The 21,585-nt window shown below is 39.1% G+C and carries 22 protein-coding genes; 4 read left to right on the forward strand and 18 right to left on the reverse strand.

Translation table 11 applies throughout. The features are described 5' to 3' along the window. Window positions 1–2 precede the first annotated feature (2 nt). The 7 genes from PRIP_RS14015 to PRIP_RS14050 all read right to left on the reverse strand — a co-directional run bounded on the left by PRIP_RS14015 (window position 3) and on the right by PRIP_RS14050 (window position 9,297). On the reverse strand, window positions 3–2,384 hold the full coding sequence (locus PRIP_RS14015) for a hypothetical protein (protein WP_036101856.1): 2,382 nt from the start codon (window positions 2,382–2,384) through the stop codon (window positions 3–5). A gap of 501 nt (window positions 2,385–2,885) precedes the next feature. After that, window positions 2,886–4,280, reverse strand: coding sequence for a TIR domain-containing protein (locus PRIP_RS14020; RefSeq protein ID WP_077913027.1), 1,395 nt, complete (start codon window positions 4,278–4,280; stop codon window positions 2,886–2,888). Window positions 4,281–4,430: 150 nt separating this feature from the next. Continuing rightward, entirely contained in the window at window positions 4,431–5,372 is a 942-nt protein-coding gene (locus tag PRIP_RS14025) for a hypothetical protein (protein ID WP_036101860.1), read from the reverse strand. A gap of 60 nt (window positions 5,373–5,432) precedes the next feature. Continuing rightward, entirely contained in the window at window positions 5,433–5,876 is a 444-nt protein-coding gene (locus PRIP_RS14030) for a hypothetical protein (protein WP_036101862.1), read from the reverse strand. A 253-nt stretch (window positions 5,877–6,129) separates the two neighbouring features. Beyond that, complete coding sequence (locus PRIP_RS14035; RefSeq protein WP_052008951.1) at window positions 6,130–7,785, reverse strand: DNA cytosine methyltransferase; 1,656 nt, start codon at window positions 7,783–7,785, stop codon at window positions 6,130–6,132. A 285-nt stretch (window positions 7,786–8,070) separates the two neighbouring features. Beyond that, window positions 8,071–8,781 carry a DNA/RNA non-specific endonuclease gene (locus tag PRIP_RS14045; protein WP_241434190.1) on the reverse strand — a complete coding sequence of 237 codons (711 nt, stop codon included), beginning with the start codon at window positions 8,779–8,781 and terminating at the stop codon, window positions 8,071–8,073. Between the two features lie 12 nt (window positions 8,782–8,793). Beyond that, the gene (locus PRIP_RS14050; protein WP_036101865.1) at window positions 8,794–9,297 is read right to left on the reverse strand and encodes a hypothetical protein; all 504 of its coding nucleotides are present in this window, start codon (window positions 9,295–9,297) and stop codon (window positions 8,794–8,796) included. A gap of 381 nt (window positions 9,298–9,678) precedes the next feature. Between PRIP_RS14050 and PRIP_RS14060 the strand changes: the two genes are divergently transcribed. Both PRIP_RS14060 and PRIP_RS14065 read left to right on the forward strand, forming a co-directional pair. Then, window positions 9,679–9,939 carry a hypothetical protein gene (locus tag PRIP_RS14060; protein WP_420912129.1) on the forward strand — a complete coding sequence of 87 codons (261 nt, stop codon included), beginning with the start codon at window positions 9,679–9,681 and terminating at the stop codon, window positions 9,937–9,939. A 355-nt stretch (window positions 9,940–10,294) separates the two neighbouring features. Beyond that, window positions 10,295–11,017 (forward strand): hypothetical protein, encoded by a 723-nt coding sequence (locus PRIP_RS14065; RefSeq protein ID WP_036101870.1) that lies wholly within the window; start codon window positions 10,295–10,297, stop codon window positions 11,015–11,017. A gap of 196 nt (window positions 11,018–11,213) precedes the next feature. Here PRIP_RS14065 and PRIP_RS14070 read toward each other — a convergent pair whose 3' ends face one another. Beyond that, window positions 11,214–11,690, reverse strand: coding sequence for a hypothetical protein (locus PRIP_RS14070; RefSeq protein ID WP_036101873.1), 477 nt, complete (start codon window positions 11,688–11,690; stop codon window positions 11,214–11,216). 78 nt (window positions 11,691–11,768) lie between these two features. Then, entirely contained in the window at window positions 11,769–12,347 is a 579-nt protein-coding gene (locus PRIP_RS14075; RefSeq protein WP_036101875.1) for a hypothetical protein, read from the reverse strand. Between the two features lie 155 nt (window positions 12,348–12,502). On the opposite strand from PRIP_RS14075, the gene PRIP_RS14080 reads away from it, so the two are divergent. Further along, window positions 12,503–12,766, forward strand: a complete 264-nt coding sequence (locus PRIP_RS14080) for a hypothetical protein (RefSeq protein WP_036101876.1) — start codon at window positions 12,503–12,505, stop codon at window positions 12,764–12,766. A 125-nt stretch (window positions 12,767–12,891) separates the two neighbouring features. After that, window positions 12,892–12,990 (forward strand): type I toxin-antitoxin system Fst family toxin, encoded by a 99-nt coding sequence (locus tag PRIP_RS17035; RefSeq protein WP_149023842.1) that lies wholly within the window; start codon window positions 12,892–12,894, stop codon window positions 12,988–12,990. 143 nt (window positions 12,991–13,133) lie between these two features. On the opposite strand, the gene PRIP_RS14085 is transcribed toward PRIP_RS17035, so the two are convergent. From PRIP_RS14085 to PRIP_RS14125, 9 genes are all read right to left on the reverse strand, one after another. Continuing rightward, window positions 13,134–13,790, reverse strand: coding sequence for a CPBP family intramembrane glutamic endopeptidase (locus tag PRIP_RS14085; protein WP_036101878.1), 657 nt, complete (start codon window positions 13,788–13,790; stop codon window positions 13,134–13,136). Between the two features lie 19 nt (window positions 13,791–13,809). After that, entirely contained in the window at window positions 13,810–14,103 is a 294-nt protein-coding gene (locus PRIP_RS14090) for a hypothetical protein (protein WP_036101879.1), read from the reverse strand. A 110-nt stretch (window positions 14,104–14,213) separates the two neighbouring features. After that, window positions 14,214–16,451 (reverse strand): DUF3991 domain-containing protein, encoded by a 2,238-nt coding sequence (locus PRIP_RS14095; RefSeq protein WP_036101882.1) that lies wholly within the window; start codon window positions 16,449–16,451, stop codon window positions 14,214–14,216. A gap of 54 nt (window positions 16,452–16,505) precedes the next feature. Beyond that, window positions 16,506–18,014, reverse strand: coding sequence for a MobP2 family relaxase (mobP2, locus tag PRIP_RS14100; RefSeq protein ID WP_052008952.1), 1,509 nt, complete (start codon window positions 18,012–18,014; stop codon window positions 16,506–16,508). Continuing rightward, window positions 18,011–18,490 carry a hypothetical protein gene (locus PRIP_RS14105; protein ID WP_036101884.1) on the reverse strand — a complete coding sequence of 160 codons (480 nt, stop codon included), beginning with the start codon at window positions 18,488–18,490 and terminating at the stop codon, window positions 18,011–18,013. The genes mobP2 and PRIP_RS14105 overlap by 4 nt, the downstream gene beginning before the upstream one ends. Next, on the reverse strand, window positions 18,471–18,746 hold the full coding sequence (locus tag PRIP_RS14110) for a ribbon-helix-helix protein, CopG family (RefSeq protein ID WP_036101885.1): 276 nt from the start codon (window positions 18,744–18,746) through the stop codon (window positions 18,471–18,473). Before PRIP_RS14110 ends, PRIP_RS14105 begins: the two co-directional genes overlap by 20 nt. 283 nt (window positions 18,747–19,029) lie before the next feature. Beyond that, entirely contained in the window at window positions 19,030–19,887 is an 858-nt protein-coding gene (locus PRIP_RS14115; protein WP_036101888.1) for a hypothetical protein, read from the reverse strand. Window positions 19,888–19,900: 13 nt separating this feature from the next. Then, the gene (locus PRIP_RS14120; protein ID WP_036101890.1) at window positions 19,901–20,941 is read right to left on the reverse strand and encodes a C40 family peptidase; all 1,041 of its coding nucleotides are present in this window, start codon (window positions 20,939–20,941) and stop codon (window positions 19,901–19,903) included. Window positions 20,942–20,997: 56 nt separating this feature from the next. Beyond that, window positions 20,998–21,585, reverse strand: a 588-nt coding sequence (locus PRIP_RS14125) for a hypothetical protein (RefSeq protein WP_206538207.1), incomplete at its 5' end; no start/stop codon positions are given.

The raw sequence follows: 21,585 nt of genomic DNA on the forward strand, positions 1-21,585 counted from the left end.
TTCTACTGTTTCCCATATGATACTCTTTTATTTTTTTTGAATTTGATCCAAATACCATGTTTAATAAATTCTGAACCAGCAACCCAAATTGTTGATACAATACCACCTGCTATAATCCACGTAAGCCCCCCAGTAAGTACTCCTGAAACAGCAATTAAAACTCCGGCGATTGTTGCACTGGTGCCACCTATAACCTTTAACATTGTAGAACTTAGATAGACGGTTACGTAACCATTCTTTTTAACTATCTTTGTTACTCCGGTTTTACGTTGCATAGAGCTTTGTTTTAGCTCAATTGGAACTTCTATATTTTGACTTTCTAATAATTTTACCATCTGAGAATCAGTAATGGCAAGCTCCTCTTCGTTTACTAAGACCCCCATGTCTTCCGCTAAATGTTGCACCTCTTCCACATCTATATTCGCTAAGGTCTCTTCCATTATTTGTTGTTCGATTTCCTCAACATATGCATTACTAATCATTGGAGCAGTAAGCCCTTGCGAAAAGGCTATCGTCTCACCTTCATCATTGTATGCAGATACTTTTGACCATATCATGTTACTACTATACGTCGATTTATTATTGGCATATACTTTACTCGGAGTAGAAGAGATATTGCTGCCTAATCCATCCTCATGTAATTTGCCAATTCCTTGTGCTATTTCTTGATTTGTCGGCCATATGCCTTGATTCTCTGTTGTCCAGCTGTTTACATTTCCTACATCGAAGGACACATAATTTTTACCATCAAACAGCCATACTTTATAGCCTTTTGCATCTACTATTGGTTCCCAATCCCAATAAACTTTACCTTCCTTTTCATCCATTAATTCATGATTAACACCTAAGGTATCCATTTCTGGCAAAGGCATTGTCAAAGTGGTTGCTTCGGATACTGGACTCTCCTCATTTTCAAATACAGCTATCACACGAGTATAGTAAAACAGTCGATCACTATAATTCACGTTTGGATTCGCCTTGTTCGCTGCAGTATATGTCTTCATTGGGTCCATCGGCAGCTCGCTACCTGTTCCATCTGTATGCAATTGATAATTACCATTCGTAATATCACTGCTAGTTGCCCACAATTTCTTCCCTTTGGTGCTCCAGTTCGTTGTTTTACCTACATTTACGTACTGATAGTTAAATCCATTGAATAACCCAACTTTGTAGGAAGTCGCATCGGTTACAGGCTGCCAACTTACATTGAGGTAGCCAGTGCTCTCATCATTTTCTGAGCGATGACTGGTTACCGTTGGTTTTGCCATTTGCTCGATTGGCATGATTGCATCCGTGATATCCGATGTTGGACCGTCTCCCCATGGGTAAACAGCTAGAATACGCACGATGTATTTCTTCTGGTTACGTAAGCCAAAGGTACTTCCTGCTTGGTAGCCGTTTTCATATAATGCACGTGGATCACTCGCAAATTCTACACCTTTGCCATCTTGGTGGAACTTGTATTGTTTATTCGCTATTTCCGCTTGTGTTGGGAATATATTCTTTCCTTTGGTTGACCAATTGGTCACATTTTCTGTATTAAAATATTCGTAGTTGTAACCATTACCGATGACTACTTTATAATCAATAGCACCTGGCACTGCTTGCCAAGTAATATCCATATGCCCCGTTCCCGTTCCCGCACCACTAGATGTCGTTTTGATTGTCGATTTCTCTGGTTTCGCTGGTAACGTTTCTGGTGGCATCACGGCTTCTGTAATATCTGATGTTGGCCCATCGCCACTCGTATACGTCGCTAACACACGCACAATATATTTCTTTTGACCGCGCAATGTCCACGTCGTCCCTGCTTTGAAGGTATTCTCATAGAGTTGAGTCGGATCATTCGCAAGTTCGGTTCCTTTTCCATCGGTATGGAAGCGATACAATCCCTTGTCTAACTCTGCTTTGGTAGGAAAAATACCTTTGCCTTTCGTCGTCCAGGATGTCACATTCCCTACCGTAAAATACTCGTAGTTATAGCCGTTTCCAATAATCACTTTATAACCCGTTGCGCCTGGCATCGCTTTCCATGACAAGTTCATCACACCTGTCCCTGTTCCAACACCATTCGACACGGTTTTAATCGTTGCTTTTTCTGGTTTCTCTAGGGCAACGCTTCTCGTTCTTCTTACGGTATCATAGTAAGGATCTTTCCAATCCCCATCTTCCTTCACGGAAGGTACTTCTGTCACTTGTGCGTCTTGTTGTTCCTCGTTTTCAGTTGGTTCTTCTGCAGCTTCTTTTTTTTCTGGTGTGCTTTCTACCGTTGTTTCTGTTGGTGGTACGCCTTGTTCCGCATGCGGTTCGTATGCTGGAATCGTAGACACGATCATCGCAATGGCGATCATGACTAATAGTACTCGTGATAGTCCCTTTTTCATCTTGTTAATCCCCTTTTTAGTTTGTAGTTTAGCTACATTGCTAAACTAAAATGTAGCATATTATACATGTTGAAGCAATCTCTTTTTTCTTATATATGTAAATATGGGAGAACCATTGTCGCGTATTTCTCCCATTAATCCACTAGAAAACCTTGCTAATATTGGGTTCATCTAAAACTTTCGACTCCCAGTTATGACACTTCAAAGAACACGGAAACACCCCACATGAAAAAGAGTGTCAAAACTTATAAGTTTTGACACCGAAGAACAAAGGAATACTACTCGTGCTAATCATTTGTATTCCTCTAACTCTGTGAACGCCATTTAGCTTAGAAGCTTAACGCCTTTTAAATCCAAAAATGACAGCTATAGGTTCTACCACGATTTTATCCTTATTGTTATGACTAAAGAAAATCATCTATACCACATCTCTTCCTCATAAATATCATTTGTAGAATTTTTAAAGCATGTGTCATAATTGACTCAACTACATTATAATCACTATACTTCAGAGCATAAATTATCCACACCATCAATATAATCTACTAAACTAGGAATATGATAATGGAACGATCCGATTGACTCGGTCCGCAATTTATTCTTAAATTCCTCACTATCAATATTAAAAATACATTTCATTTGTTCAAAATGGTGTTTAGATTTTAATTTTCGGAATAACGTAATATTGTTTTCATCAGCATAAAGTGCGGTTACAGGCCACCACCCTTGCGGATATTGTATAGGGTTTAATATCGGCACATAATACAGCAACAAATCCGCCACAGTTAACTCTTCAAAGAATTTAGGTGAAAATCTCTTTTTTAGAATATCACCATGAATAGATATTCGATTTAACTTCAGACGGGTATTGCGACTGCTCAAACTATCGCTCTTAAACCGTATATATCCATAAGCTACATCTCTTCTTACGCCTTTATAATAGAATTTAGAATTAAGTATATTCCCTATTTCGATATAATTTTTGTACTTAACTAAATAAACTATAATAATTAAAAATGCCTCATGCATCATAAAGTATATATGGTCAAAATAATATTCTTTGCTAGTTGTACTCATTTTTAATTTATATGCCAGCTCAAAGTGTTGTTCCATAAAATCTATAACCATTTCACTGTTTAACAGACCAGCTTCAGATAACACTTGCACAGCCTCTAGCAATGGTTGTTGAAGTTTAATTGTTTTCTCAAGATTTTTCATGGTCACTTCATCTGAAAACTCTTCTTCATTGTCTATACTTTCGGTCTCCTTATATATTACTGTTAGAATTTCAATGTACTCTTCTACGAAGGAAGTAAATAAATTTTGAGCTTTTTGCTTATTAGTATCAATAACACGATGAATATCCTTCCCAATAGATTGGAGTTTAAAAGTGTCTACTGACTCTTCTGCGGACAAGAAACTTGGTAACCCCCCTAAAGCCGGCCTTACTTCCTTCGGCATCTCATAAATATGTCGCACCAGCTTTTCATATTCATCAGCATATGTTATATCATCTGACAAGTTGATATGAATCCGTGATTGAACAAATACTGGAACATCACCAAAGCTTGAGCCCTCAGCAATTATGGCAATAAATTTTGTTTGTGATGTGTTACTGTATATATCAGGAGTAATAATCTGTGCCTCTGTGCCAACCCCTCCCGACCTGCTATCTGCCTTAGCTTTATACTTTGCATCACAAATAAGTAAAACTTTATCAACTTCATTTGACGTCACCATAGATTCCATAAAGGAGTATTTATCCTGGCCTGGCTCTAAATCCCAGACATCGAGTACCACATCTATACCTGCTTCCCTACGAAGTTTTGTTGCAAACTCTAATACCCATTGTTGCTGATTCCATTCATATGAAATAAATACTTTTTTTTCTTTCAGCTACTTGCCCCATATATATTTCCTCCCTATAGTGTTTATTACCTAAGACTCTACTTCATTATATCACTATTATATCTAAATTATGTCATTTCAGATTTTAGTAATCTCCTTCAGACTCTCACATCATAAGTTTTGATACTGAAGGGAAAATCAGTCACATTTTAATTGACTATTATTTTTTTCTTTCAGAGCCTCAAAGTAATAAACTATATCTGATAAATTATCAGTTCTGTCCAAAACTTCGTATGATCGCTTCCCGATTGGAATTTCCTCAATGATCCGTTGAGAGTTTTCATTATAATTATTATATCTATACCTCACTGGAGATAACTGTGCTCTCACCAATAAAAATTCTTGTTTTTTCCTGTACTCTCTCTTCAGAATCATCATTTCAAACCGTTCATTTGTGCTACTAGTTGCATAAAAATTGTTTATTTTTATGTAAAGAGATAGATCATCTGATTTAAGAAATGATTTATTAGTTGTAAATTTAATCTCAAATATAGCCCTAAATATAAAATAAATAGCACACAACATATTCAAAACATAAAGTAAATTCATTGTCGCTAATGCAGATCCTGATAAATATTTGCTCAAAATTAGACTGTTCTCACCAGGGGGTGTTTCACTCAGAAAAAAATTCCCAGCGAAATCATAGGGATTGAAAAGAACGTTTACTGTAAAGTAATATATCCAGAATTGCGTGATTAAACTTACTATAATCGCTAGCAATCTTCTCATAGCGCTATATTGATTCCAAACAACCGTGGTATTATTTGCATACTCTACTTTAAAATAGTGAAAAAAACTGAAAATAGGAGTGTAACGGTCTAACAAAGTTAATAAAAGGAGACATACGAATAGAATAGTCAATATTGTAGCAATATTTCCATAAACTATATTGAAAATCCCTAAAATAATTTCTTCAATATTATTTGGCATCCAGCCAGAAACATTTATTAACTCAATATATCTTGGCTTCCATAACAAAAAGCATGCACCTAAAAAAAGGAGATATGTTAATGGAATGTTAATCATATCCGCAGTAATTTTTTTTATCTCTTTGACTTGTTCAATTGCACCTTTTATCACTAGATTCCCTCCAAAAATATTTTCTCTCTCAAGTTTATCTAGATTATATCATAAAGCAGACTAAATTTTCCCTTTTCTCAAGGTTTCTTTGTATCTAAAATAGCATACACGCCCCACTTTCCTGCTTTCACACCACGTTTTATTATCATCAAACCGAAGAATTTGCATAACGGAAGTCCTTGGTTTAGCGTAGTACGTTTCACATGATTCTAAAATTTGATCTACCGTCATCCATCCATCATTTTTATATTCATATTTCCGCAATTCTTCTCGCAAACATTTCTTGATGCTATTTAGTGTGTATTTATAACTCGTCATCGTTTCTCCACCCTTAGAACCACCAATTTGATCTTTACTAAAAGCCTCAATTCCCTCGCGTATAGACCTCAAGCCTCGTTTACGACGTAACACTGCAGTTCGGTTAAACCTTGCAGAGCGTTCGACACGAATATTACCATTCTCGGTATTAACAAGCAACACACCAATCCCATATTGTTTAGACAACACCTCTAAAACGCTGATCACATGCTGATTTTGACATTGGAACCGCAATATACATATAATGCCCTAAACCGCACATTACACACGCCTTGGATGCCGAGAACATCGACATCCCCAAACCTCTGCGTATACATCTGTACATCCGACTTTTGTGTATAGCCAATTCTTTACTGGTTCATATAAATCCTTTTCTTCCATAACCACCCTTCCTTTCATTGAATATTCAGACGCAATGACTAGCAATTATGTTCTCCAACTACCCAATTCTCTCTACTGGTGGAAACAATGCGTCTTGATAATTAATACGACCAGGGAGTGCAATGTCTGAACAATTCGCTCTAACTATTGCTTCAGCTGGATGTGGGGACACAGAGTTGCCGCATTTGGCTATCTGCTCTGATTTCGATATTTTCTTGCCATAGGCATCATGTTCAATCACATATTCTTCAGGAAAACCTTGTGCCGCAAACAATTCTCGTGGTTGAAGCATCCTCATTTTGATGTCAACGATTCTATATAACGTTCCCTTAATTGTTATCAAGGCAAATCGAGCTTTTCCCGTCACCGTATGTAACGGAATGTTCACCGCTTGACCTATGTCTGCACCATAATATTTCATAAGGAACGCATGTACTTGGTTACTATTATCATTCGCCTGCTGATTGTTACTTTGATGCTTCTCGCCATATTCAGTTAAAAATGCGGCGCCTATAGCAAATTTGTTCCCACCACTAGTTATCGTTCCAATCGGTTTGAATAAATCTAATACTCGCCTGCCCTCAGAATCGCCATACCCCATTTGAATCATAACCGGTGCAATTAACAAATGCTCCGCTTTCATTGTTATCGTCGTTAACGGCTTCTTCATCGAGTAAGTTAAAGCATCTTTTCCAAATCCCGTTTGTCCTATTCTAGCTAAATATGGACTAATCAACGCATGATGGCCTCCTGAAGTGATAGTTCGAAGTGGTTCATTTACCGCTGAACCAGGATGCCCCGAAGTGTTTACCAATAAAGTTAGGGTTACTTCGTCATTTAAAATAAAAGGATCTGGGTTATCCAACACAAATTTTTGGATACCTCGAGCAATACGGCGCATCGTATTTTCTGCTAAGGGCTTTTTCCGGTTAAAAATAGAATTCCCTAAATCTTTCCAATTAATGATTTCAGCTGCTGTTCTCCACGGTTTTAAGATACCCACCCTAACCTCTTCAGACTCAGGATCTCCATGTGTAGCCTTTGGCCAAACAACTTGTTTACCGTCTCTACGAGCTATCAAAAATAGCCGCTTACGCTTTGTTGGCGCTCCATGATCACATGCTGTAATAATTCTATCCTCTACATTATAGCCGAGCCCTTCCACAAGCCGATCAGCGAGCGCGCTGTTTGTTTTTATTTTCAACGCCTTACAACACTGCCTAAAACCAATGTTGTTTCGCTCTATCCCCGTCGAAAGCATGCGCTTGAATGATTCATAAATGACACCCTTCTTATCAGTGTCAATCTTTCCATTTTTAACAGGCCCCCATGTACGAAACTCTTCTACGTTTTCTAAAAACATAATGTTTGGGGGGGCAAGGAGTGCCCATCGGATAACCACCCAAGCCAAACCGCGTATTTCTTTTTTAACTGGAACCGCACCTTTTGCTTTTGAAAAATGCTTGCAATCTGGTGATGCCCAAAGTAAATCTACTTTTTTCCCTTCTGTAACCGCTACAGGATCGATATCCCAGACACTCTCACAATAGTGTTTCGTGTCCGGATGATTCATTTGATGCATCTCAATCGCTTTCAAATCATGATTGATTGCAATATCTACAGGTCTCCCCATCGCTTGTTCAATACCTGTGCTGGCTCCACCGCCTCCAGCAAAATTATCTATAATCAAACCTTGCTTATGCTTCATCCTCATATCTCCTACCTTTGTATTTTTCTCTTCCGAATGTCTATCCATGTAAATATCAATTCCATCGAAAGCCAGGTATAAGCAAAAACTATAATACCCAATAGCAAAAGATGAAGAATCAAATAAAAATTAAGAACTGGTGGTACGGTAGTAAGCCTATATCCTACTAAAATAACGATTAAGCTACATGGTAAAAACTTCAGTGTAATGTCAAACCAAAATTTCTGGTAAAGCGTCTTATACGTCGTTTCATTTGATACTGTGTTTTTATTCATTTCATTCACTCCTTTTTTATTTCAACATCGATTTTCCCGTCGAATAATCAATGTCCACACCCTGCTCTACGTTAAAAACGAAAACATTGAATGCTATCCGGTTATCTTCAACACTCTGCGCCTGCATTTGAACCCCACGTGCCACTAGCTCATTCCCTTTGAAAACTGGCTTCACTTGGTATCTGACATGATTCTTAGTGGTTCTGAGATAGCTTGCTACTTTATTTTCATATGTCAGCATGCCTGGCGTATTGAAACTACGTGTACCGGTCATTAAATTCTTAAGATTGTTATTCTCTCCGGTCAATTGAAAACCAATTAGGTGACACCTATTATAGAGCCAGCCGGAAGCTAATTTTTTGTTTCTCCATCCCGTCGGATCTACATATAGTGCCTCTCTATCCGTTTTTGGCATTAGTTCTCTTCCTAGCATCGCATTGGCGACACCCACTCGGTTTAAATCGTCCAAATTCGAAAACGTTTGCCACGATCCTTTTTCTAGCATTAGATCCTTTGCCTTAAAATCTGGCTTGTTATCATTGATTGCTATCACCTGATTGGTGCCATCGAACGATACATCCGCAAGCGCTTCATTACGATTCACTTGCACAGTTTTATTCTCTCCTTCAAGGAAAGATAAAATATCGCCTTTATACGTGGCACCAACACCTATTAGAATCATTGCTAGCATCACTATAATTCTCTTCATTCTGTTTCTTTTCTTCACCTGCAGGCCCTCCTATATTGTTTTTTCTAAAGATATTTTTCGTTTGTATAAAAAATTCCTTTTGTACACCCATTCTGCCTCTATGTTATTAATATCCTCAATGCCTGGAAGTATTTCCTCCATATCCTTTAGGGACATCACTAAAAATTCTTCCTCATCGATAATTTTGCATTTCTGCTCAATTGCATGACTTGTTAACTCGAAAAATGCCAGCATTTTGTTCCCTTCGCTTTGGTAGTAAACTGGTTTAGGTTGTACAACACCTCGTTCAATAAGTAAACTGATGGCCGAGCTATGCTTTGTATTAATAGCAATAATCAGGTTATAGGCGTGCATCATACGAATTTCGTTATTCTTTGTTTCTGTAAATCCACGAATATCCTTGAAATCCTCAATCTCGTTCGTTTGTGTTGTACAAGTCATCAGGAGTTCGAATGTAGTACTCGCTAAATCGATTCGCAATGAGTCATTATCATACTGACTAAAACATATATTAACCGCTAATGAATTTACCATTATTATTCCTCCATTCACCAAAAATAGATTCCTTCCCTTACGTAGAGTAAATGATTCCCTAGACCAAGTTCACAGTCTTTTGAATCATCAGCACTCTGACAACACGCCGCAACCAGAGACAGCATTTCCTCTCTTTGACATTTCATATTACTATTTCGAATTTCGAATTCTTGTGTGTCGTTTATCAAGCTGTTTCCCATGCTCTACCTCCTCTCCTTCTTATTTTTGCTAGGACTTTACTTATATACTCATCATAACATACCTATATACCCATGTATGTATTGCTAGCATTACCATTCCTTTACAATAATATTACATACCTATATACCTATGTATTTATTTGAATCTACATGCTATATTTAATTCATGGGGGTGTACAAATTGAATAGAGATGAATTCATTCAATATGCAAAAGAAAATCTCATCTCAACACGCGAAGCAAGAAAAATTACGGAGCAAACCATCAAAGCATTCCAACAGTCTGTAAAAAACGAAAAGATAATACCCGCCGTTGAGATTAAAGAATCCGAAAAACGAGTTATACGATTATTCTTTAGGGATGAAGTGGAAGCCTATAAGGATAAAATGAATGATTGGCAAGCCGCTAGAAAAAAAATAAACAAGCATCTGACTGTGATCTAATCCTAGATCATGATCAGGTGCTTCTTTGTTTCTTTCAGCCGACATCGCCAAACAAAACCGTGTTTGGCAATGCCTGCTTCTCTCAACAATCCCCTTCGCTCCAGCCGCCTCCACCGCTGCGGGGAAGACTTACTACGCAAGCCTCTCATTCCTTCTAAATGGTTTTTTACTCATTTATCTTTTCATACCGGATTATAGCACGGCATATACAAAACGATAGGGGCGTAAAACTTTTTTCAAAAACGCTCCGCTGAAAAACTTTTACTACAGCATTCCCTATCTTTTTGTATATGCCGTGCTATGTGACATCCAGGAAAAGCTAAATAAAAAACCATTTAAAAGGAATGATGAAAAAATGGCAAATATGTCAAATGCATTTGGAACGATTACTATACCCGCAAAAATCATGGAAAAATACCCAAATGAGCTCGTATCATTAATACAATTAATGGAGAGCGAATTAGTTCGTATCGATTACAACACAATCCTGTCGGACGAATACCCACAAATATGTGCGCACATTCAAAACACAACTATTCCTCATGATTTTATACTTGGATTTACAGGAACAGGGAAATGGACATACGCTACCAACGTACGCGGATTTTTTGAATCCTTATTACCCGTAAATGAACTTACTGCCGATTTCAGCTGGTTACAAACACTCTTCCAAGAAAAAGAATCCGTTTTAACTTTTTCCTTTCTCGATTACGAACAAGGCGCCGAAATTCTTTATAACGCTACGTTTCAAATTCGCCCTTGTATCTATGAAAAACATCTCGCAACCGAAGTTGTATATGAACACAGCGAAGACCTAGATTTAACCGCTGCAAACTTGATGGCATGCGAATTTTATGAACAAGCATATGATAGACATAATGCGCATGAACTGATAAATAATGACGAATTTATGATGGAACTTTCAGTATTTATCCCTCGCAATTTTATCACTGAAGCTTTTTTAACAGATGCCTGGTCAGAATATGTATTGTATGTTTATGACGACGAATCCATCTTTGACCAAGTCATTCAAGACATTGTAGCGTACTACCATCACACACATAGTTTAAAAGCCTAGGTCTTGCGCCTAGGTTTTTTTCTCTTGTGACATCGCCAAAGATAAACCCTTTTTGGCAATGCCCCAAGAGAAAAAACAGAATTTGCCTTTCCTGCACTCCAACCGCCACCGCCGTTTCGGAAAGGCAAATTCTTAAAAGCACGTTGAACAAAACTAAAAATGAATATGGCTTTGCTTACTATCTAAATTTAGGACATCATAACGGCTCACAGTATTTGCTTAAATAGTCGTCCAAGACATGTTTCTCCGCACACGTCATGCAATGTTGCGAACACTTTCCCTTACCACGTTTAGCAATAAATCGTGTCCCACAGGTACAAAACTTAATTTCGTAAAATGGGGGAGTTTTTCGGGTGATTTGCTCTTTTATAACTCTGTCAAAACACGATTGATGGTAGTGGTACCCTTCGCTTTCATGCATCATAAATGCATCTAATCCGCTTTTACAAAGATCACACGTGTGTTTTTCAATCGACAACACAACGTATCCTGTATCCTCCAGAACGGCTACATCCGTTACCTTTACTGTCATTTGAGCAAACACAAAATGCTGAAGAACCAGCAAATCTCCCTTTTCATAGACTCGTTTTGATGGGCGTACAATCGCTTTCTTTTCGCCAGTAGATATCCCTTCATTCTCTTCTTCCGTTAATAGTAACGTCTCAATAACCATTTTCCTACCTCCATCTATTTTGGTCACTATATTAAAAAAGAAGACTCACAGTAACCTATGAGCCTTCTCTTCAGCAATTCAACCAATCTTGACTTTTTTCCTGAAATATAATAATTTCTGTACCGCTTGTTCTTTTTTACTTCCCTGCAATAAGTGCAGTGGGAACTGGATAAACTGAAGGTCCTTCTTTATGCCTTCTAGTTTTCGCTGTTCATCAGCCGCTTTATATGCTGATTTCTTCGTATGCTGAAAATAATCCCGAACCTTTTGGTTGTAATAATCATCATATGCCGCATCCTCATCCACAATATCCGCTTTTTGATCAATAGCATCTTCCGTCAGATAATAGTAGCCAACTCCAAGGTCCTTATCACAGTAAGCCATGCCCACTTCGATAATCCCCTGTTCTTGCAAGAACACGATAGCTTCTGGATTTTTCAAGTTAATGCCAACGATTAAATTTAATAAATGGCGAACACGATACTGTCTATTCTCCGCTTCCGATAACCCTTTTTGATCCTGATAACCGTTGTGCGCTTCTGTAGCTATCGTACACGTTTCTAACTGTTCAAACGCTTCACTTACAATATCAATTCTTAATGCCTCATTCTCATGTTTACTAAAGCAGATATGGACTTCTTTATTTTTGTACTGCATACACGTATCATCCCTTCGAATCAATGTTTTACTTCCTTATATATTTGATTATAACATATATATGCGTGATTATCAAATATATAACGTTTGATAATCACATATATTTATGTTATACTCATCTATAGAAATTGATCGATGGAAACGGGGCGAAGACAATGGATTTAATGCAGATTCTAGCTGCAGATATACCTCCAGATGAAAAAATACAACAGATTGATGCCTACTACTTGGAAAATCTAATCAGCAAAAAACGTGCATCTGAAATACTCGAAATTCACCCGAACACGATTGATTTATATGTTCGAGAAAAAAAGCTGGTTCCCTTCATTTCTGAGCATCGAAATGTGTTGTTCAAAAAGCAGGATATCCTAGACTTTAAACCTGAAGTAATGGCCAATAAGAAAAAGTTCAAAAAATAGCTAATGGCACATTTAAAAGCACTCTTCCTTCATGAGAGTGCTTTTTTGCATTATCCTAAATGTGTTATACTGATAGAGTCGTCTACCCCTCAGACGAACATTTTCGCTGAAGGGGGGTGCTCAATGTGTTCGTTATATTTTCCAGTATTATCGCTCCAATCGTTGTTGGATGCGCTATCGCGTACTTCAAACACATGTTAGAAGATCGAAGCGATAAGAAGTAGACGGCATTTCTAACCCCATACAAAAAACACCCTAGCTGTTCGCTGCAGCTAGGGTGTTTGGGTGCAAATGTGTTCGTTATATTTCCAAGTTCATTGTACCATGTCTCCAGAATATTTTCAATCTGTTTTATTCTCTTACCTTTTCATCCTATCACTTGAATAGCCAATACTAGAGCGTTTAGCATGATATGAACCGCAATGGGAGCAGTGATGGTTCTTGTCTTGCTGTACACCATCACCAATAATAAGCCCATCCCAAAATAAAGAAAGTAATACATCCAGTCCGCATGGAAAAGGGCAAACAACAAGGAACTACCTATCGCTCTCCATATCCATCGATGACCAAATATATTACTTCCAAACAACACTTTTCTAAAAAATAATTCTTCTACAACTGGACCAGCTATCACTAAATTCAGCATCCACCAGGTGTTTGATAAAAATTGAGCTACATACTCCGTTGTACCATTTCCACCATCATTCATAGGCAACACAAGCGCATATAGTAATTGATATACTAAGATTGCCCCCAATCCAATAACGGCCCATTGGATCGTCTTACGCTGTTTCCATTTTGACCAATGATCGGAAATAGACCCCCTATGTGTATAAGTCATGATAATGACTCCTGATAAAAAAATAGATTTACAACTATCCGTTAGCCAACTAGCATGCATGATGGCATTCACTAATGAATAGCCGTGATTTTGAAAATGTTGTACCAACGGCCACAAAGCTAACGGCGTTAACACCCATAAAACAAAATAAAGTACGGTTATTCCTAATTCTTTCTTTTTCAAATGCCACCTCCAGATATGATTACAGGGCTGCCAATGTTACCAGCGTTATGATGATAGCTACGATCCCAACAAAGACTGGAAAAAAGAAACGTATGGCGCACACCACCACTGTTATAACCATCGTCCATTTTATGAGAAACCAACCAATACTAATTACTCCCATGGCAACGTTCCCCCAAGGGATAAATGCTGCCACACAAACCAAAAACGCCACGATCGCCACAAGGCTTACTTTTTTGCCATTCGTCCAACTTCCAGTAGCTTCTTTGTTGCCCGAATCAACTTTGCGTAATTCTATATTTCCCACTCGCATCCTACATCTCTCCTCTACTTTTCACGCAATAACGTATGGACTATTTATCCATCTTCCGTTTATATGTTTGATTATAACACATATATACATCATAAACAAATATATAACCATTAAATGATCAGCGAGCTTCGTAGCATGCAAATCTCGTATAAAGTAAATCCCCCGCTCCAACATCGCACTAGCGTTCTACAGTGTTGGCAGGCACGGTATCTCTTGCTTGTTGCTGTTGTTGCTGTCTTTGATAATATTGCATAACCTTTTTGATGCCTTTCTCGTTTCACCTGCAGCTCATCACTCCAGTTCTTACCGAATCGTGGCAAGTTACTTTTTATTTTGATATCCTCGTATCCTTCCGCCGTCTTCAGAACTTTTTGATCTGCTTGGTACAACGGATGTTGTGCAAACTGATCTAGAAACTCCATTCCATCACTATCTCTACTCACACACAAATGCATCTCTTTAATTCGACCTCCTGCACGCAAGGTCGTACGAAGTTCTCTCATCACTGTATCTTGATCAAAGCCGGACATCGACATGAGTTTCGCATTCTGAATTTGATTACGATACAACGTCCAAAAACTCATTAGTTCCACTGGATTAGTGAAAAAATAGACCGTCTCAGGCTTTCCAATTTTCACATTGAATCCGTAATGATCCTTTGAGTTGGCCATTACCTTCCGCTCGATTCCTTCCTTTCCAAATCTGTTTTTATCAAATTCAGTACCGAGAATATCGCCACCAACAACCGTTCCTTGTTTCCCCCATAAGAAAACCGCACGATGATAACTATCTTCACGTATCATACCCTTTTGAAGTAACGCCGATACAATTTCTTTGTCTAATCCATATTGATTCACCAAATGTTTATACACATGCTCTGCATTATCCGCATTGGATAAATAGTATTGAAATGGTTTTCGTTGCAGATTATCTTGCTGTAGTTCAAAGAATTCTTCTGATAGCATAAATCCTTCTTGGTTTAAGGTTTCTGTCAAATCTAAGCGATTATGCTGGAGATCATCCTGCCTTTTCTCGTTCCAATCTTTTAATGGTTGCTCACTCACAGCTTCAAACCCTTGCCCCACGTATAAATTGTAATAATGCTCCACCTTGTCAACGTAACTTAACATCTCATCCGTTGGAACATTCTCCTCTTTCAAAAATGATTCTAAGCTCGCTCGACTATTTGGACTTACATCTTTCAATGCGATAGCGCATCTCCCCAAACAAGCGTCTATATCAATAACACTAGGTTTCTCCCTTGCCTTCAAATGCTTCCCAAAATAACGCCCAATCTTAAATCCATTTGTTATTTCATTAGTGTCTGATAAGTTCGTTTCCGCTTTATGAATGGCGGCAAGTATTTCCCAAGGTATGAAATGTTCTTGTGCTAGCTCTTTGTATTTTTCAAGGTACCATTCAGGAATTTGATGGTCGCCTACGAGCAATGGTTTGTAACTTAATGTTTTCCCATCCGGCGTTTCATATCCTGGATCATAGACATACTTATCTGCGAAACGTTGGCCCGCCGGATCGTTATCGACACCTATATACACATTCTCAGGAAACACACCATATTGTCTGTATGTTTCTGCGATGTAATGTCTAACAACGCCATTTTGAACACCTGTCATTGAGACAATACGACAATCTGTTAAATGCTTATTATTACTCCAGAAACTCAGCGCATCAATGGGGGCTTCAAATAGAAATAGTTTTTTCGGTGTTCCTAAAACAACATTAAATCCTGTGTTCGGCGTGACGTTAGCAGCCACTTTCTTTTTTGTTCCACGTGACCCAAAACGGTCATGGTCCCGAATAGTACCTTGCTCGGCTGCACCAATAACCTTACCATTCTCCTTTCCATTTTCTGTCCATACAAAAATAATATCGTCCTCGTCTCCAGCTTGGCGAATAAAGCCTTTGGCAATCAATGTATCTATCAGTTCGGCATCTAATTTACGTTCCTCTACAAGATATTTCCGAGCCTTCGCAGTCGTTTTTTTATCTTTAAAATAGTAATCAAAGGGTTTCTTCTTTTCAGGCTTCCGCTTCACAGCTGGCTCATACTCATTTCCTAGTAGTTTTTCAACGGCTTTACGAAACGAGAGCCCTTCGAAGTAACGGACAAAAGCAATGGCATTGCCCGCTTCTCCCGTTGCATTATGAATAAAATAATTTTTGAATGAATCAATTCGGATTGTTCCGTGATCTTCAAAATTATATTGATAGTACTTCCCCATTTTTTGAAGTAATCCACCATTACCTTCTGATTGAATATATTCGATGATGTCAACATTCGCAGCTTTATCAATCAATTCTGGTGGTATTTTCTGTACTTTTTCCATACATAAACCTCCTATTTGGAACAAGAAAAAACAGAAACCTCGTTTAGGCTTCTGTTAATAACTACGTCCATTTTGTTGTGCTTGCTCAAATTGTTTTTTCCTCCAAACTCGCTCGTCTTCCATACGCTCAAAATCTAGTTTGCTATAAAAGTGTTGGATATCTTTTCGCAATGCTCGACGTATCTGGCTGACATGCCCTTGATGAAATACCGTTGGGTTTGTTTGATTGATTTGTGAGTACGCAGCCATTTGCTGTTTCCAATCTTTTTGTGTTGTAACAGGAGCTTCTTCTCGTCGTCGATATGCACGCTCCATATCTTTTTGTGATATCGGCATCGGTCTATTATCCGTAGCTGGCAATTGCCAAGTTTTCGGTATATCTATGCTTAACGGTGTTGCTTTTTCAATTTTGGATAGCCCTGGTTCCATAAGTCCTTCTAATTTGATACGCTCCTTATCAGCTTCCGACCCAATACTCCCTGTCTTTGTATCTGATGCCGTTACAATCGGCGGACTATATTTATAGCCTTGCTCGTGGTCAATCGTTCGTCGAATTGCTTTTAACTCTTTCAAAATTGTATTACCCATCGTACTGTATAGCTCTTTCATCTTGTTTGCTTTATAATCCTTAAATCGCTCGAACTCTTTGGTACCTTCTCCATATAAGTTCTTCCGAAAATGCATTTCATTATCTAGCGCTTTATTTAACATCTGCAATTCGGTGCCTTTTTTTTCTTTCAAAAACGACTCACTGATGTGGTCAATCGCTTGTCGGTATGGTGCCATTTCTTTTCGTCCATACTGCCACTTCCTTAAATCCGGTGGCAGCGTATTTATTAAATGCACCATTTCTTTTCGTAACATTAAATCCTTCAGTTGACCCTGTTTCCCCAAGCTCCCAGCGAGTTCTTTTCGAATCAAATGATCTAGCATCGCCAGTTCTTGATTGCGATCCACGATATGATTGATAAACTTACTTTTCACTTTATCCAACGTTGATTTCGGTACAGCACCTCGATACATTTCTTCGCCCTTATACGTTACTTTTGGGCGCGTTGGTTGTACCTCCACCATCCCAACATGGACATGGATGTTATCCGTGTTGAAGTGAATGGATGCTGTCCACTTCGCCGTATCCCCAAGATTCATTAATTTTATTTTTTCATCCATAGCAACACGTGTGGCGTCCATAATAATAGCTTCATTCAACGATTTTGTTGTTGGGTTGTAAATGCCCCATTCAATCAAGTCTTGATTATCAAACGAATAGACATCTTGCCACATGGGGCTTTTATTTTCTTGTGCCTCTTTGAACCATTCTCTATATTGCCCTTTTCCCTTTTTGTCTAAATATCCGTAGCCACTTGAGAACAGCCCCGAAGACTTCGATGGGTTATGCATATACTGCTGATACCTATCGAAGGAAAGCGCGTTGTACTCCCCAAAATATTTCGAGCGTTGCGCTTCTGTGCGTCCCATGTAGTTAATATATCCCGCATATTTCTTATCGCTCGCATTAACAAATTTACTCACCTGTACAATAGCTGGACGTTGCTTACTCATCTATCCACCATATTTTCTGTATAACCTTCTGCATCACTATTAGACGTCACTTTGTTTCGGTCTTGCCGATCTGCTTTTTTCACTTTATAACTCGCGATATCGTCTCTTACTTTTTGATGTGCTTGTTTAATTTGCGGGACCTCAAACATGTCTGTCGTCGTTGTTTTTTCGATGCCCATTTGAATAAAGACCATGTTCATTAATTCGATGAGTACCTTACTACTAATATCGGAGTACCCCGTACGGCGCCGTATAATATCAATATTGCCGCCGATGCTCTCCTTGACGAGTTTTGCCGTTTGCTCCGCTATCGCTTGTACAACAAGTTGCTGATTATCCTGACGGTTACCCTCACGTATAATATGTTCCACTGCCTCACCAATCGTGCGGTAACCATTTGCTTTTTGCACACTATCTATCTGATCAATCGCACCTTGCGTTAAATACACTTGTTTCTTAAATGTCCGTTCCTTCACCCGCGTCTCCTCCTTCCATCGTGAAATGCGCATTAAATGTCGCGAGCGCTTCAGAGTTCGCTTGCAAAGCGCGCAACATGATCTCGCTCATTTGCCGATACTTCATATCTAGCTCGTATACTTCGCCTGACTCTGCAACTCGATTGAGAATAGAGAGCAAGAATGCATTGCGAGACTTATAACCATTTTTCCGTGCGAGCTCATCCAATCGGGCTAACTTATCATCTTCCAGATATCTAATACGTATTTCCTTCATTCCCGCAATCCTTTCCACTCTTTTTCTGTTTTAACTAGGTTTTCCCCGAAGACAAATGCACGTCTTACCCCGTTATCTACGAAAAGCAATCTATAGCCTGAGCGAAGATAGTAACTGCGAACGCAGAGAGTAGTTAAGAGCATAAGGGGAAACTGTTCCCACTTTCGTGGTAAACCTCGCAGTGCGAGGTGGTTTCCTTGGGAACAAAAAGCGAAGCACAGCCGACGGCTGAGAGGCGGTCATAACGCTAACCGCCTGCGGTTAAAACACCTATAAACTCCGCTTAGGAGGCGGTTTGGCTGATATCTGATTTCTTCAGTTTCAGCTTCTCCTTCCGTTCTTTTTGCTCTTTTATTTTGATTGTCAGTGCTTCTAGTCCTTGCTTTTCACTGTCAATATCCGTTTGTAATTTCCCTATCTCTGCGTCCGTAACAACGATGTCTTCTGGAATTTCATATCGCTTGCCAGCTTCTTTTTCTTTGATCTCTTGCTCCAATTTTGCGATGTCCTTTTGTCCCTTCAAATAATCCTTCTCCAACGCTTTAATCTCTTTCTCCACAAGTCCAATTCGATAATCTACCGCGTTCACTTCGATGTCGCTTTTTGTTTTCCAAGCGACAGTGGCTGTTTCTTTCATATCGCTACGGTTCATTAGAAAAACAGCTTCGTCCCCATCTTCGATACCTGCCTCGCTAATCCTTATTTGCATGACAGACCAATCACTCGGAATATCTTTTACCAACAATGCATAGAAATTATCGTCACCTTGTATCATTTTTGCCGGAAGATTAACGCCTTGATTATTCTTTTCTTGAACCGTAAAGGAAAGTTTCTTTGCGCTTTCTGCATCCATATTCAGCTCTATGACAAAATCAATTTGAGCCATGTCGCCTGTCATGTTCATTTGACGCTGGAACATCGAAACATTCATATCTTCTAACTCCATCTGTTCTCCCAACGCTGTGCTTTGCACAACTTCTTCACCGCCCAATATAGGTTGTGAAAATAAAAAGAAAACAAATCCTAGTATCACTAGCAACGTAGAAACTTGATAATAAATGGATTGCTTTCGTTTGAATTTCGCTTGTATTAATTCCCACTGATCACGCTTTTTATCTAACCAGCTGTCCTCATTTTGCATGCTATCCGTTCACCTACTTTGTAATTACCACACGTCGAACGCTTCCGTTAAACGTATTTTTCCAATAACCTTTCGTAACTGAAGCAACCGATACACCATACGTATTCTGATCATTCAACATCACACCATCACCTAAGTAAATACCAATATGTGTGTTGGGTCCTTCTGTATCAAAAAATAATAAATCACCACGCTGCATGTCCATGACTGAAACACTTTTCCCTAGCTTAATAATGGTCCGAACTGTCACACTAGACACAGGACCAAGATTCACACCGGCCTGATTGTATGCCCAATGTACAAAGCTGGAGCAATCAAATAACCGTTGATCAATTTGTGACTGATTGCGCCCCGCACCGTAGCTATAAGGTGACTTGCCAACTAAAGACATGCCTGCTTGAATGGCTTTTTCTATTGTGTCATTACTGCCAACAATCGTCGTACCTCCTGAAGCTGTGTAGTCACCACTGGTATACATGTTGTAGTATTTCATGACACGATCCACGTACCAGTCTGCGTGATTGTAAGCAAAAATAGCACCATGTAAATCACCTGGCGCACCACTTGCTTTCAAATAATTGGCTGCAGTGTACGCTGCATCTTTGATGTTATACGGATCTGCTTTTCCATCACCATCTGCATCAATCCCGTAACCACCATATTTCTTTATATTCGTTAGATTCTCCCAATCACTCTTGGACGGAGTGCCAGGAAAACTCCACCCTACCCATGTCTTTGGCATGAATTGAAAATGGCCAACGGCACCCGCAGAAGACACCATATTTGGATCAGAACCAAAGGAAGTCTCTACCTTGTGTACTGCAGCTAAAAGTGTCCACGGGATGCCATAACGCGCAGCCGCTTCTTGATAGACCGGAATGAAGTCTTTCGGTATCTCTTTCTCGCCCACCGCACTAATCGATATGCCACCGTCTTCCTTGCTCCCCTGATCACTCATCGTGATACCGATGGTTATGCATAGGATTAGAATTAGCACAAGAAGCACTACAACTATTTGCCAACCGAATATTTTCGCAATCAATTTAAGCGCCATTTTTTTTTGCTTTTTCTGCCGCTAATTGCTTCGCCTTCTTCTGTACATAACCTTCCTTATCGCTCATCGTCCTGCTGGACAGAGAAGTCAGAAACTAACCATTTGCCGCTCTCCTCATGCCGTAATAGGATGTTATACAACGTTACCGTGTCCATAAATTTCTTACCCTTGTCGTTAAAGAATGTTCCTTCGACTTTGACCTTAAAATACATATCTGCCCCGTCTTCATAATCGCTTGATACCTTCGTAACTTGACGTTGGTACATGTCGACCGTTGGCCTCACTTCTTGACCTTGGTTCTGTAATTTAAGACTGATTTCAGGCGTCGCATACGGAACAGCATTCAATTGGTTTTCGTCGGGCCTCGCGCCGTTAAATGCGGTATACGCACGCGCAAAAGATTCTGCATTTACTTTGGCAGCATCGACATCTTTTTTATAATGATATTTATATGGTTCCTCTTTTTCCTGCTTATCCGTCGCCTCTTTTCCACCGCCAACTTCCACAACCGTTTCTTTTGTCTTAGATGATTTAGGAACATCTGGTTGTATCCATTGATAGAAAATTAAGGCACCAGGTATCAGCAAAATCAAGAAAAAACCGATGATGCCCTTTTTAGGCAACTTCCTTTTGGTTTGCTTCGT

The organism is Paenilisteria riparia FSL S10-1204, from assembly GCF_000525995.1.
GTDB lineage: Bacteria > Bacillota > Bacilli > Lactobacillales > Listeriaceae > Listeria_A > Listeria_A riparia.

Bases quoted from the DNA above. Each gene is read 5' to 3' on its own strand.
- PRIP_RS14015 (WP_036101856.1), bottom strand. From the start codon at position 2,384: ATGAAAAAGGGACTATCACGAGTACTATTAGTCATGATCGCCATTGCG.
- PRIP_RS14035 (WP_052008951.1), bottom strand. From the start codon at position 7,785: ATGAGGATGAAGCATAAGCAAGGTTTGATTATAGATAATTTTGCTGGA.
- PRIP_RS14050 (WP_036101865.1), bottom strand. From the start codon at position 9,297: ATGGTAAATTCATTAGCGGTTAATATATGTTTTAGTCAGTATGATAAT.
- PRIP_RS14065 (WP_036101870.1), top strand. From the start codon at position 10,295: ATGGCAAATATGTCAAATGCATTTGGAACGATTACTATACCCGCAAAA.
- PRIP_RS14070 (WP_036101873.1), bottom strand. From the start codon at position 11,690: ATGGTTATTGAGACGTTACTATTAACGGAAGAAGAGAATGAAGGGATA.
- PRIP_RS14075 (WP_036101875.1), bottom strand. From the start codon at position 12,347: ATGCAGTACAAAAATAAAGAAGTCCATATCTGCTTTAGTAAACATGAG.
- PRIP_RS14080 (WP_036101876.1), top strand. From the start codon at position 12,503: ATGGATTTAATGCAGATTCTAGCTGCAGATATACCTCCAGATGAAAAA.
- PRIP_RS14090 (WP_036101879.1), bottom strand. From the start codon at position 14,103: ATGCGAGTGGGAAATATAGAATTACGCAAAGTTGATTCGGGCAACAAA.
- PRIP_RS14095 (WP_036101882.1), bottom strand. From the start codon at position 16,451: ATGGAAAAAGTACAGAAAATACCACCAGAATTGATTGATAAAGCTGCG.
- mobP2 (WP_052008952.1), bottom strand. From the start codon at position 18,014: ATGAGTAAGCAACGTCCAGCTATTGTACAGGTGAGTAAATTTGTTAAT.
- PRIP_RS14110 (WP_036101885.1), bottom strand. From the start codon at position 18,746: ATGAAGGAAATACGTATTAGATATCTGGAAGATGATAAGTTAGCCCGA.
- PRIP_RS14115 (WP_036101888.1), bottom strand. From the start codon at position 19,887: ATGCAAAATGAGGACAGCTGGTTAGATAAAAAGCGTGATCAGTGGGAA.
- PRIP_RS14120 (WP_036101890.1), bottom strand. From the start codon at position 20,941: ATGGCGCTTAAATTGATTGCGAAAATATTCGGTTGGCAAATAGTTGTA.